General features: G+C 70.5%; 12 protein-coding genes. 1 reads left to right on the top strand and 11 read right to left on the bottom strand.

The window, feature by feature from the left end:
- Positions 1 to 17: 17 nt before the first annotated feature.
- The 3 genes from ACFW16_RS09305 to ACFW16_RS09295 are packed head-to-tail and all read right to left on the bottom strand — an operon-like array spanning position 18 to position 4,725.
- Positions 18 to 1,451 carry an efflux transporter outer membrane subunit gene (locus tag ACFW16_RS09305; protein ID WP_380304094.1) on the bottom strand — a complete coding sequence of 478 codons (1,434 nt, stop codon included), beginning with the start codon at positions 1,449 to 1,451 and terminating at the stop codon, positions 18 to 20.
- Positions 1,452 to 1,453: 2 nt separating this feature from the next.
- Complete coding sequence (locus ACFW16_RS09300; RefSeq protein WP_380304262.1) at positions 1,454 to 3,415, bottom strand: MacB family efflux pump subunit; 1,962 nt, start codon at positions 3,413 to 3,415, stop codon at positions 1,454 to 1,456.
- 47 nt (positions 3,416 to 3,462) lie between these two features.
- Positions 3,463 to 4,725, bottom strand: a complete 1,263-nt coding sequence (locus ACFW16_RS09295) for an efflux RND transporter periplasmic adaptor subunit (protein WP_380304092.1) — start codon at positions 4,723 to 4,725, stop codon at positions 3,463 to 3,465.
- A gap of 156 nt (positions 4,726 to 4,881) precedes the next feature.
- Here ACFW16_RS09295 and ACFW16_RS09290 point away from each other — a divergent pair, with 156 nt between their 5' ends.
- A complete protein-coding gene (locus tag ACFW16_RS09290; protein WP_380304090.1) occupies positions 4,882 to 5,187 on the top strand; it encodes a hypothetical protein in 306 nt (101 codons plus the stop codon).
- Between the two features lie 2 nt (positions 5,188 to 5,189).
- Here the strand turns inward: ACFW16_RS09290 and ACFW16_RS09285 are convergent, their stop codons facing one another.
- From ACFW16_RS09285 to ACFW16_RS09250, 8 genes are all read right to left on the bottom strand, one after another.
- Positions 5,190 to 5,657: a DUF192 domain-containing protein gene (locus tag ACFW16_RS09285; protein WP_380304088.1), complete on the bottom strand. Its 468-nt coding sequence runs from the start codon at positions 5,655 to 5,657 to the stop codon at positions 5,190 to 5,192.
- A gap of 16 nt (positions 5,658 to 5,673) precedes the next feature.
- Complete coding sequence (locus tag ACFW16_RS09280; protein WP_380304086.1) at positions 5,674 to 6,780, bottom strand: acetoin utilization protein AcuC; 1,107 nt, start codon at positions 6,778 to 6,780, stop codon at positions 5,674 to 5,676.
- 7 nt (positions 6,781 to 6,787) lie between these two features.
- Positions 6,788 to 7,747, bottom strand: a complete 960-nt coding sequence (secF, locus tag ACFW16_RS09275; protein ID WP_380304084.1) for a protein translocase subunit SecF — start codon at positions 7,745 to 7,747, stop codon at positions 6,788 to 6,790.
- A complete protein-coding gene (secD, locus tag ACFW16_RS09270; RefSeq protein ID WP_380304082.1) occupies positions 7,747 to 9,360 on the bottom strand; it encodes a protein translocase subunit SecD in 1,614 nt (537 codons plus the stop codon). Before secD ends, secF begins: the two co-directional genes overlap by 1 nt.
- Before the next feature lie 113 nt (positions 9,361 to 9,473).
- A complete protein-coding gene (gene ribD / locus ACFW16_RS09265; protein ID WP_380304080.1) occupies positions 9,474 to 10,784 on the bottom strand; it encodes a bifunctional diaminohydroxyphosphoribosylaminopyrimidine deaminase/5-amino-6-(5-phosphoribosylamino)uracil reductase RibD in 1,311 nt (436 codons plus the stop codon).
- On the bottom strand, positions 10,781 to 11,560 hold the full coding sequence (gene ribA / locus ACFW16_RS09260) for a GTP cyclohydrolase II (protein WP_380304078.1): 780 nt from the start codon (positions 11,558 to 11,560) through the stop codon (positions 10,781 to 10,783). The genes ribD and ribA overlap by 4 nt, the downstream gene beginning before the upstream one ends.
- Positions 11,561 to 11,576: 16 nt before the next feature.
- Positions 11,577 to 12,269 (bottom strand): RES family NAD+ phosphorylase, encoded by a 693-nt coding sequence (locus ACFW16_RS09255; RefSeq protein ID WP_380304076.1) that lies wholly within the window; start codon positions 12,267 to 12,269, stop codon positions 11,577 to 11,579.
- Positions 12,260 to 12,667: an antitoxin Xre/MbcA/ParS toxin-binding domain-containing protein gene (locus ACFW16_RS09250; protein ID WP_380304074.1), complete on the bottom strand. Its 408-nt coding sequence runs from the start codon at positions 12,665 to 12,667 to the stop codon at positions 12,260 to 12,262. The genes ACFW16_RS09255 and ACFW16_RS09250 overlap by 10 nt, the downstream gene beginning before the upstream one ends.
- Between the last annotated feature and the right edge of the window lie 162 nt (positions 12,668 to 12,829).

Raw genomic sequence — 12,829 nt, 5'->3', positions numbered from 1 at the left:
CGCGGCGATCTCGGCCGCTAGCTGCCGGCTGCCACCTTCACCGAGCCCACCGACCAGCCGCCGCCCAGCGCCTTGTAGAGGGCGACCGCGGCCTGCAGCCGGTCGGACTTGGCCTGAACCAGCTGGTCGCGGGCGGAGAAGTAGCTCTGCTGCGCGTTCAGCACGGTCAGCAGGTCGACGGCCCCGGCCCGGTACTGCGCGTCGGACAGGCGGAACGCCTCGCGCGCCTGGGCCACCACCTCCTGCTGCGCCTGATAGGCCAGCCCGGTCTGGCGCGTCGCGATCAGCGCGTTTTCGACGTCGCCGAAGGCGGCCAGCACGGTCTTCACATAGGTCTGCCCCAGCTCCTGGTATTGCGCCTCGGTGAGCTGCACCGCGCCGCGCAGCGCGCCGCCCTCGAAGATCGGCTGGGTCAGCGAGGCGGCGAGGCTGTAGAGCGTGCTGGCGGAGTTGAACAGCGTGCCCAGCGCCGCGCTCTGGACCCCGCCCTGGCCGGTCAGCTGGATCGACGGGAACAGCTGCGCCTTGGCCTCCTTCACGTTGAACCGGGCGGCGAGCAGTTGCGCATCGGCGTTCTGGACGTCCGGCCGGCGGTCCAGCAGCGAGGACGGCAGGCCCGCGGCGATCACCGGGATCTCGAGATCGTCGAGCGACTGGCGCTGCAGCGACAGCCGCTCCGGCGGCTCGCCGAGCAACAGGGCCAGGGCGGTCTCGGTCTGCTGGCGCTGTTGCTCCAGCGGCGGGATCGCGGCCTTCTGCTGCGCCACCACCGTGCGCTGCTGCGCCACGTCGAGGGCCGAGGCGGCGCCCGCCCGCTCCTGCGCCAGCACCACGTCCAGCACCTGCTGGGCATTGGCCAGGTTGTCCCGGGCGATCGCCAGCCGGTCCTGGAACTCCAGCACCTGCATGTAGGTGGTGGCGGTGCTCGAGGTGACGGTCAGGGCGACGGTGTCGCGGTCGTAGCGGCTGGCCAGCGCCGAGGCCTGCGCCGATTGCAGCGCCGACCGGTTCCGGCCCCACAGGTCGATCTCGTAGCTGACCGAAAGCCCGGCCGCGAGCTGGTCGGTGGTCGTCCGGCTCGAGCCGGTGCCGAAGCTGCTGGCGCGCTCCGGCGACACCGAATGCGAGGCGTCGCCGGTGGCCCCGACGCTGGGCAGCAGCGGCGCGCCGGCGATCCGGGCCTGGGCGTCCGCCTGCAGCACCCGGGCCACGGCCGCGCCGATGTCCTGGTTGTTCTGCTGGGCGGTGCGGATCAGGCCGTCGAGCTGGGATGAACCGAAGCTGCGCCACCAGCCCGTCTCCGGCCAGGTGGTGCCGGCCCGCCCCTCCGCCTTCCAGCCGCCGGGGATGTCGAGGGCGGGCTTGTCGTCCTCCGGCCCGGCGCAGCCGGCCAGCAGGGCGAGGATCAGGATCGCCGCGAGAGGGCGATGAAAGCGGAACGGACGCGGCATGGTCACTCAGCGGAGAGGGCGACGACAGGATCGAGGGTGGCGGCCTTGCGCGCCGGCATATAGCCGAAGACCAGGCCGGTGAGGAAGGCGCAGCCGAAGGCCAGCAGCACCGGCCCGGGCGAGAACACGATCGGCGTGCCGAAGGCGCGCAGCGCCGCCGCCACCCCCAGGCCGCCGACCACGCCGATGGCGCCGCCGATCGCCGAGACCACCACGGATTCGGTGATGAACTGCTGCAGGATGTCGCGCATCCGGGCACCGGTCGCCATCCGCACCCCGATCTCGCGCGTGCGCTCGGTGACGCTGACCAGCATGATGTTCATCACCCCGATGCCGCCGACCAGCAGCGAGATGGCGGCGACCGAGCCGAGCAGGATGGTCAGCGTGTTCTGCGTCGCCGAGACGGTCTCGATCAGCGACGACATGTTGCGGATCTGCACGTCCGGGCGGCGGTGCCGCTCCTCCAGCAGCGCCTGCACATCGGCCTGGGTCTCGTCGATCCGGGTGGTGTCCTCGACCTGCACCGTGATCGAGCGGACGAAGCGCTTGCCGAACACCCGCAGGCTGCCGGTCGACAGCGGCATGAAGACGATGTCGTCCTGATCTGCGCCATAGGGCGTCGCGCCCTTCGCCTCCATCAGCCCGATCACCTGGAACGGGATGTTGTTGACCAGGACGTAGCGGCCCAGCGGGTCGATGCCCTCCGGGAACAGGATCCGCGCCGCCGTCTGCCCCAGCACGATCACCGGGGCATAGCTGGCCTGGTCCTCCGGCGACACGAAGCTGCCGCGCTCGACCGGCCAGTTACGTGCCTTGGGAAAATCCGGCGTCGTGGCGTCGGCCTGCGTCGAATAGTCGGTGTTGCCGTGGCGCAGGGTGACGGTGCCGGTCAGCTCCGGCACCGCGGCGGCGACGTTGGGCACCTCCGCCAGCGCCTCGGCATCCTCCGGCACCAGCGTCGCGATCACGCCGTCGGCGGTGCGGTTGTTGCTCTGTGCCGGTCGGATCAGCAGCAGGTCGGTGCCCATGGCCGAGATGCGGTCGACCACCGACTGCTTCGCGCCATCGCCGATCGCCAGCATGGCGATCACGGCGCCGACACCGATGACGATGCCGAGCAGCGTCAGGATGGTCCGGAACAGGTTCGCGCGCAGGGCCCTGAGCGCCATCTTCACCGCCTCCGCCATGTCGGCGACGCCCAGCGCGCCGGCATCGCCGCCATGGCTTCCCTCGGCCCCAGAAGCGGCCAAGACGGGCCCGCGCGCACCGCTGTCGCCGACGATGTGCCCATCGCGGATCTCGATCAGCCGATGGGCGTGCTCCGCCACCGCCCGGTCATGGGTGATCAGGATGACGGTCCGGCCGGCCTCGCTCATCCGCTTCAGCAGCGCCATCACCTCGGCCCCGCTGCGGCTGTCCAGGGCGCCGGTCGGCTCGTCGGCCAGGATCACCCGGCCACCATTCATCAGGGCGCGGGCGATCGACACCCGCTGCTGCTGGCCGCCCGACAGCTGGTTTGGCCGGTGGCCTGTACGGTCGGCGAGGCCGAGCGAGCTCAACAGCTGCTCCGCCCGTTCTCTCCGCTCGGCCGCGGCGATGCCGGCATAGATCGCCGGCACTTCGACATTCTCGGCCGCGGTCGCCGACGGGATCAGGTTGTAGCTCTGGAAGATGAAGCCGAAGGTCTCGCGCCGCAGATGCGCCAGGGCGTCGCCGTCCAGCGTCGCCACATCGGTGCCGTCGACCCGGTAGGTGCCGGTGGTCGGCCGGTCGAGGCAGCCGAGGATGTTCATCAGAGTCGATTTGCCGGAGCCCGAGGCGCCCATGATGGCGACGAATTCGCCGGGATGGATGTCCAGCGAGATGCCGTGCAGCACCTCCACCGCCAGGTCGCCGTTGACATAGGTCTTGGTGACGTCGCGCAGCGACACCAGCGGCCGGACGGCGGCCTGGCCGGGCGTCATCGGCGTCTGATCACCGGCTGCCGCCGGCCGGGGCTCGCGGATGTCCATCAGATCCTCGGGCGCCGGACCGGGCCGGATTGTTCGGGCGCGGCATTGGGACGGCGGGTGCCGGTGATCACCTGCTCGCCCGGCTCCAGCCCGCTCAGGATCTCCGCCTGCGCCCGGTTGGTGACGCCGACCGTCACGGCGCGGGTCTCGACCGACCCGCTCGGCTTCAGCACGCGGACCGTGGCCCGCCCCGGAGCGGCCGAGGATGTGCCGGGCGACAGGCCCGACAGGGCCGTAGCCGGCACCAGCAGCGTGTCCTGGGCGGCGGCCGAGACGAAGAACACCTGCGCCGTCATCTGCGTCATCAGCGAGCCGTCCTGGTTCGGCACGTCGAACAGCGCATTGTAGAGCACGACGTTGTTGACCACCTCCGGCGTCGGCTGGATCTGCCGCAGCGCCCCGTACCAGCGCTTGTCCGGCATGCCGAGCGTGGTGAAATAGGCGGTCATGCCGAGCCGCAGCCGGCTGACATCGGCCTCCGACACCTGCGCCTCGACGGTCATGGTCGTCAGGTCCGCGACCTGGACGATGATCGGCGCCGACTGGTTGGCGTTCAGGGTCTGGCCCCGGCGCGCCGACTGCGACACCACGGTGCCGTCGATCGGCGCATAGATCTTGGTGTAGCCGAGATTGGCCTCGTCGCCCTTCAGGGTCGACTGGATCTGGCGGGTCTGGGCGTCGATCGCCTCCAGCTGGGCCTGGGCCGCGGCATAAGCCGCCTCGGCCACCTGCAGCGCGTCGTCGCTGGTGGCGCGCGACGCCTTCAGGCTGCGCTGCCGCTCGGCCTGCTGCCGGGCCAGCAGCAGCTGCGCCTCCTTCTCCGCCCGCTGGGCCGCGAGGTTGGCGATCTGCGCCCGGTCGGCCTCGACCCGGGACTGGTAGACGGTGGGGTCGATCTCGGCCAGCAGGTCGCCGGCCTTGACCCGGTCGCCGATCGCGACATGCAGGGTCCTGAGTTGGCCGGAGACCTGGGTGCCGACATCGACATAGCTGAGCGGCTGCAGCGTCCCCAGCGCCGTGATCGCGTCCTCGATGTCGCCGCGCTCCGCCGTGGCGGTGACCCAGAGCTGGTCGGGCGCGACCGCCCGGCCCCAGCGGTACCAGGCGCCGCCGGCCACGGTCAGGCCGAGCACCAGCAGCGCCAGCAGCAGGAAGCGGCGCCGGCGGGATGTCCTGCCGCGCGCCGCTCGGGTCGGTCCGGGCAAGGGCGGCGGCGCCGCCTCCCGCAGCCTCGGCTCGATCTCAGTCCTGGTGTCCGGCATTCCCCTCGGCCCGCACTAGTGTCGCCCCTTCACGGCCCGACCGGACATTTCCGGCGCGAGGCCGCCTCTGATCCGGCTGGTCTGGCCGAGGCAAGCCGATTATATCGTTTTCCTGGCCCTCCGGCCGCAGAGACTCCGACACGGCTTCGAGGAAGCATGGCCCGTGTGGCCGCCATCGCGCTTTCCGTCCTGCTCCTGGCGGCCCCGGCCCTGGCGGCGCCGGCATCCTGCGGCCCGCACGACGTGGTGGTGGACTATCTGGCGCGCGCCTTTCAGGAGACGCCGGCGGGCACCGGCACCGCCAATAGCGGCGGCCGGGTCGAGCTGTTCACGGCACCGAAGGGGCGGAGCTGGACCCTGCTCTACACCGGACCGGACGGCCAGTCCTGCATGATCGCCGCCGGCCGCGGCTGGACCCCGCCGCCGCCGATCCCGGACGACGAGAACACCAGGCCTCGCTGACCTCAGCCCTTTGCCGCGGCGATCAGCGGATGGACCACCCGGTCGCCCGGCTTGATGTCGAGGAAGCGGACGATGCCGCCGTTCAGCTCCAGCACCGCCTTGGCCGGCCCGTCGGAGGCGCGGGGATCCAGGGTCTGCGGCGGCACCTTCTCGAGGATGTTGGCGATCGTCCCGTCGGTGCGGATGAAGATCATGTCCAGCGGGATCAGCGTGTTCTTCATCCAGAAGGCCCGGGGTTCGGCCCCGTCGAAAACGAACAGCATGCCGGCATCCGGCGCCATCTTTTCGCGGAACATGAGGCCGCGCTGCTGCTGCTCCGGCGTCAGCGCCAGCTCGACCGTGAAGTGGAAGCTCTTGCCCGCCGCGGTCTCGATGGTCAGGTCGCTGGTCCTGGGCTGGGCCGCTTCCTGCGCCGAGACGGGACCGGCGGCGACCAGCAGCAGGGCGAAAGCGGCGAGGAGCGTCTTCATCGATCGTCCCATCTCGTCAGGGCGCCATGACGGCGCGGATCACATCCCGGACCTCCGGCCGCACCGGGCCCGGCCGCGGCGCGTCGTCCATCCGGTCGAACCAGGCGGGCTCGGGCGGGGTGCCGCGGCGGCGCGACCAGGACAGGCCGACCAGCACCGCGCGGGATGCCGCCGTCAGCGGCGCCGCCGGGTCGAACCCGTTGAGCACCGCCCAGACCCCGGCCCAGCAGCGGCCCACGGTCCAGGGATTGTAGCCCCCGCCCCCGAGCACCAGGAGGCGCGGCGTGACGTCGCGCACGGCCGCCACCACGCTCCACAGGGCGCGGTTGGACAGCGACAGGCGGCTCAGCGGGTCGTCGTGCAACGCGTCGGCGCCGCATTGCAGCACCACGACCTGCGGCCGGAACCGCTCGACCAGCGGCAGCAGCGCCTGGTCGCGCGCCGCTGCCATCTCGTCGTCGTTCAGCTCGCGCGGCATGGCCAGGTTGCGGGCGTTGCCGCCGCCGCGATCGTCGACCGCACCGGTGAACGGCCAGCGCTGCGCCTCGTGAACCGACACGGTCAGCACGCGGCTGTCGCCGACGAAGGCATCCTGCACCCCGTCGCCGTGATGGGCATCGATGTCGAGATAGGCGATGCGGTCGACGCCGCGGTCCAGCAGGTCGAGGATCGCCAGCGCCGGATCGTTGAAGTAGCAGAAGCCGGAGGCGCGGTCGGGCCGGCCGTGATGCAGCCCGCCGGCCGGGCTGTAGACCACCGCCCCCTCGGCCGCGAGGCCGGCGCCGAGCAGCGACGAGCCACAGGCGGTGGCCGGGCGGCGGAACACCTCGCCGAAGATCGGGTTCTCGACCCCGCCGAGATTGTGCCGCTGCCGGCGCGCCGGATCGAGGTCCTGGTCGCGCTCCGCATCCTGCACCGCCGCGACGTAGTCCGGGTGGTGGAACCGGGTCAGGGCCCCGACCCCGGCCAGAGGACCGTCGCGATACTGGCCCTCGGCCAGCCACCCCTGCGCCCGGATCAGGTCGAGCGTGGTCGAAACCCTGGGGATGGCGAGCGGATGCTTCGGCCCGTAGCTGGAATGCCGGTAGACCTCGCTGCCGATCAGGATCGGCCGCGCCGCCATGACCGAATCATGCCCCCTTGCCCGCCGGCTTGCCGTCCGCCGGAGCCGCCGGCGGCGCCTTCTTGCGGAACAGCTTGTCCTCGCCGAGGAACAAGAGGATCGGCGCGGCGATGAAGATCGAGGAGGTGGTGGCGACCACGACACCGATCAGGATGACGATGGCGAATTGCTGCAGGGCCTCGCCACTCCAGATCGCCAGCGGCAGGCAGGCCAGGAAGGTGGCCAGCGAGGTGCCGATGGTGCGGTTCAGCGTCTGGTTGATCGACAGGTCGATCAGCTGCCGCAATGGCAGCGACTTGTAGAGCCGCAGGTTCTCGCGGACCCGGTCATAGACCACGACCTTGTCGTTGACCGAGTAGCCGAGGACGGTCAGCAGCGCCGCGATCGAGGTCAGGTTGAACTGCATGCCGGTGACGGCATAGACCCCGATCATCTTGGTGACGTCGAGGATCATGGTGACCACGGCGCCGACGCCGAACTGCCATTCGAAGCGGAACCAGATGTAGAACAGCATGGCCACGAGGGCGAGGCCGAGCGCCAGCATGCCGTTCTGGAACAGCTCGCCCGAGACCGTGCTGCCGACCGAATCGACGCTGCGGATCACCGTGCCCGGCACGGTGTCGGTCAGGGTCTTCTTGACCGTGTCGAGCGCCGCCTGCTGCTGCTGCTCGGTCGGCTGCGCCTCCATCCGGATCAGCACGTCGCTGGGCGAGCCGAACTGCTGCAGCTGGACCTGACCGAGGCCGAGCTCGTCGAGCCCGGAGCGCAGCACCGAGAAGTCCGCCGGCTGCGGCGTCTGGATCTCGATGGCGATGCCGCCCTTGAAGTCGACGCCGTAGTTCAGCCCGGGATGGAAGAACAGGACGACCGAGGCGATGCTGAGGAAGGCCGAGGTGGCGAGGCCGGCGATGCGGCCCCGCATGAACGGGATCTTGGTGTCGTCCGGGACGAGACGGAGCCAGAACATCACGCTTTCCTCAGCACGGGCAGGACGGTGGGGCGCTTGCGACGGATCCAGCTGACCATCATGAACCGCACCAGCACGATGGCGGTGAACATCGAGGTCAGGATGCCGATCCCGGTGGTGACGGCGAAGCCGCGCACCGGGCCCGTGGTCAGCGTGTAGAGGATCGCCATCTTGATCAGCGAGGTGATGTTGGCGTCGAAGATCGTGCCGAAGGCCCGGCTGAAACCCGCATCCATCGCCGAGAACGGCGACCGTCCCCGTTTCGTCTCCTCGTACAATCGCTCGTTGATCAGGATGTTGGCGTCGACCGACATGCCGAGGGTCAGCAGCATGCCGGCGATGCCGGGCAGCGTCAGCGTCGCCTCGAGCAGCGACAGGATCGCCACCGTCAGCACCATGTTCATGACCAGGGCGACGTTGGCGAACAGGCCGAACAGGCCGTAGGACAGGAACATGTAGGTGATGACCAGGACGAAGCCGACGGCGACGGCGATGATGCCGGCCTGGATGGCGTCGGCGCCCAGGTCGGGGCCGACCGTCCGCTCCTCGACGATGGTCAGCGGCGCCGGCAGCGCGCCGGCGCGCAGCAGCACCGACAGGTCGTTGGCGCTCTGGGCGGTGAAGTTGCCGCTGATCTGGCCGCGGCCGCCCAGGATCGGCTCGTTGATGTTCGGATAGGTGATGACCTTGTCGTCGAGCACGATGGCGAAGGGCTTGCCGACATTGGCCTGGGTGACCTGGCCGAAGCGGCGGGCGCCGGCGCTGTCGAACTCGAAATTCACCACCCATTGCCCGGTCTGCGGGTTGGTGCCGGCGCGGGCATCGGTCAGGTTGGCGCCGTCGACCTCGATCCGCTTGCGCACCGCGATCGAGGTGCGCTCGCCGGGCCGCGGATTCTCGATCGGCAGCACCTCGGTGTCCGGCGGCACCGGCTGGCCCTGCTGGTAGTCGAGATTGACCAGATGGAAGGTCATCTTCGCCGTCTGGCCCAAGAGGCGGCGGATGCGGTCGGGGTTCTGCTCGCCCGGCAGTTGCAGCAGGATGCGGCTGTTGCCCTGGCGCGAGATCAGCGGCTCGCGGGTGCCGCTCTCGTCGACGCGGCGGCGGACGATCTCGATCGACTGTTCGACCGCCCGGGCCTCGCGGTCGCGCAGGCCCACCTCGGTCAGGGTCAGGCCGGCCTTGCCGTCGCCGCCGACGCTGATGTCGAGGTCGCGCTGCCCGCCGGCGAGCGGGTCGACAGCGCCGGTCAACAGGTTCTCGGCCAGGAGCGTGCGCACCCGGTCGGCCTGGCCGGCGTCGGACAGGGTGAAATTGACCGAATGGCCGTTCACCGAAAGGTCGCTGTAGGCGATGTTCTCGCGCCGCAGCAGGCTGCGGATCGAATCCTGGATGTTGGCGAGGCGGGCGTCGATCACCGCCTTCATGTCGACCTCCAGCAGGAGGTAGGAACCGCCCCTGAGGTCGAGGCCGAGATTCATCTGCCGGGCCGGGACCCAGGACGGCAGCGCGTCGAGCGTGCTGCGCGGCAGGATGTTCGGCAGGCTCAGGATCACGCCGAGGAGGCACACCACCAGGATGGTGACCTTCTTCCACGGGGCGAAATACATCATCGACGGCAAGCTCTCAAAATTCGGTCGGTTCGGGCTGGCCCGGCCGAGACGTCATGGGACCCGGACCGGCGTGCCGGACCGCAGGGCGCGCACGGTACAATGCGCGCGATCGTTTAGCCATGGCGAAGTGGCGACTCGATGACGCTGGCGTCGACAAGCCGCGCCAGATGCGCCGCCGCGGCCGGCGAGACGTATTCCGCCAGCAGGTCGGGGCCGAGCGCGGCGGTGGCGATCGGCCGCCAGTCGCGGGTGGCGGCGGCGCTGCCCGGGAAGGCGATGCGGTTGCGCGCGCCGCCGCCGATCGCCGGCGCGATGAAGACATGGGCCAGGTCGACGCGCCCGGCCTCCAGCAGCAGGCCGAGCAGGCGCGGGCCGCCTTCGACCATGACCGAGCCGACCGGCCGGCCGAGCCGCGCCACCATCGCCGGGCCGGCCAGGGTGTCGAACAGGGCGTCGACCGGCGGCCCGTCCGGCAGCGCCAGCATCGCCGCCGAGGGCGGCAGCAGGGCCTCCAGCGGTGCCGCATGGCGCGCCGCCGCCGGGCCCAGCAGGAACACGGTCGGGGCGTCGGCGGAGAGCAGCCCGGCCTTCCAGCGCTCCAGCCGCTGCGGCAGGGCGGCCAGCGCCCGGCCGTTCGGGTCGTAGACCAGGCGCAGGGGATGGCGGTGCCGGTCGCCGGCGGCGTCGCGCACGGTCAGGGCCGGGTCGTCCGCCAGAACGGTGCCGGCGCCGACCAGGATGGCGTCGTATTTCTGGCGCAGCCAATGGGTGTGGGCGCGCGCCGCCTTGCCGGTCAGCCAACGCTCGGCGCCGTCGTCATAGGCGAGCTGGCCGTCCAGCGTCTGCGCCCATTTCGCCGCCACCAGCGGCCGGCCGAGCCGCTGCCGCAGCAGGAAGGGCGCGTGCCAGGCCGACGCCTCCGGCGCCAGCGTGCCGACGCCGACGTCGACGCCGGCGGCCCGCAGCCGGGCCAAGCCGACGCCGTCGACCAGCGGGAACGGATCGCGCAACGCCACCACGCAGCGGGCCAGCCCGAGCGAGGCCAGGAGGTCGGCGCAGGGCGGCTGGCGGCCGTGATGGCTGCAGGGTTCGAGCGTGACATAGGCCGTGGCGCCGCGGAACGCCGACCGGTCGGCCACCGCCTCGACCGCGACGCGCTCGGCATGGCGCTCGCCGATCCGTTCGGTGGCGCCGCGCGAGACCACGCGGCCCTCGCGGACGATGACGCAGCCGACCACCGGGTTCGGGTCCGACAGTCCGTTATGGGTCATCGCCGTCCGCAGCGTCTCCAGCATCCAGGCTTCGTCGTCGCCCACCGTCCGGGTCGGGGGCGCGGCGTCGCGCAGCGGCTCCGGCAACGTGTCGCGGAGGACGCCGCCGAAGCCGAAGCCCGGCCGCAGCGAGAGCCCGGCCGGCAAGGTCAAGGCTTGCCCAGGCGGCGCACCCCCGGGGTGTCGCCGACGGCCAAGGGCAGCACCGTGGCCTGCCCGGAAATCTCCGACAGATCAATGCGATGCGCGTGTTTTCTGACTTTGGCTTCGAGGTACTGGATGTTGTGCTCGGTGACGAAGACGCCGGTCGGCACGATCTCGGCGATCTCGATCCCGGCGGCTTCGAGCTGCTTCGCCTTGTCGGGATTGTTGGTCAAGAGCCGGATCCGCTTGACCCCGAGCGCCAGCAGCATCTGCGCCGCCGGGGTGAAGTCCCGCATGTCGTGCGGGAAGTTCAACCGCTCATTGGCCTCGTAGGTATCCAGCCCCTGGTCCTGCAGAACATAGGCGTCGAGCTTGGCATAGAGGCCGATGCCGCGCCCTTCCTGCCGCAGATAGAGGACAAAACCGCCTTCTTTTCCAATGCGGTGCAAGGCGTCGTTCAACTGCGGGCCGCAATCGCAGCGCTGCGAGCCGAAGACGTCGCCGGTCAGGCATTCCGAATGCACCCGCACCAGCGGCACGTCGCGGCCTTGGGGGCCAAGCGCGATGGCGAAATGCTCGCCGCCGTCGGCGAAGCCGCCGAAGGTGTGGAACACGCCCCGCCCCGCCCCGTCCAGGATCGGGATGGTGACGGTGGTGCGGATCTCGACCGGTGCCTGCATCGAATACCCCGACGGCCGCGCCGCGACCGACCTCGTGAAACCGTGGGGCACAATATCGGTGGGCGCCCCCGTTATTCCCAGCCCCAACGAACGGAGATCGGCCATGCGGCGGGCAACGGGCCTAGGTCTGCAACGCCCGGATCTCGTGCACCGCGGCGATCCGGGTCCCGTCCCAGTGATAGGACAAATGCCGCTCCTGGATCACCGGGGTCAGCACGCTGCGCGGCCGGAACGCCGCGGCGCAGTGGCCGCCGGGATGGCGGACGCTGTCATAGGCGATGCCGAAGGAGCCGTCGCCATGCAGCCGCCGCCCCAGCGCCTGGCCGGCCGAATAGTCGACCGGATCGTAGACGCCCGGCAGCTCGTCGCCCAGTCCGCGGATGTCGTGCAGGTCGCCGGCCAGGCTGTTGATCAGCACGCGCATGTCGATCGTGGTCGCCGGCGTCGCCGTCGCCGCGAAGAAGCGGGCGCGGTGATAACTGGTCTCCGCCACCGCCGTGTCCAGCGCCGCGGCACCGTAATAGGCGCCGTAGGTGCCGTCGGTGAAGCGGCTGCCGTCCGGATGCAGATGGGTGAAGGGCGCCATGATGAAGCTGGTGCCCGGGCCGCTCATCCGCTCCTCCAGCGGGATCAGTGAGATCTGCCCGACCTGGTCGCGCAGCCGGTCGTTGGTCCGGGATTCGAGCTCGATCAGCAGCTCCCAATCCTCGGGCGGCGCCACCCGCTCGAACAGGTCGATCGGCGGATACCGGCTGGGGATGATGCGCCAGCATTCGGGCCATTCGACCCGGCGGACCGGCAGGATCAGCCCCAACCGCCGCGCTCCGCATCCAGGTAGCGGCGGACCACGAACAGGTCGGCGACGTTGCCCGACAGCATCCGGTCGAGCGCCGAGCGGCCACCGAAGGGCGAGGCCGCGTTCGGCCGCCGCACCCAGCCATCGGCCAGCTTCGCGTCCTTGAACAGGATCTGCAGCGCCCGGTAGATGCCGAGGATGTAGGAGATCCGCTCCATCGTGTCGGCTGAGGGATGGCCGGTCGCGCCGGCCTTCCAGCGATAGAAGGTGGCCTTGGACGGACGGCCCAGCAGCACGCGCTTCTCCTCGTCCTTCAGCCCCCAGGCCTCGGCGATGTTGAAGAAGGCGCTCAAGCCTGCTCGGGCCAGCCGCCCTTCGGCACCGCGCGGCGCCACCGCCGCCTCTTGCGCCATCATCGAACCGCTCCTCTCTCCAAACTCATTTGAGATTTTTGATCTCGTTTGAGACAAATATAGCCAAGCGATCGCCCCATGACAAGGCCCACCCGATCAACGCGCAGGCCCTTGTCCAAGTTGCTGCGAATCATCCTGGAGGTTCGATAGGCTTTTCAGCGCCTC

This window comes from Inquilinus sp. NPDC058860, assembly GCF_042743185.1.
Lineage (GTDB): Bacteria > Pseudomonadota > Alphaproteobacteria > DSM-16000 > Inquilinaceae > Inquilinus.
Note: the sequence above shows the minus strand (reverse complement) of the source record. Positions and strands in the feature narration are given on the sequence as shown.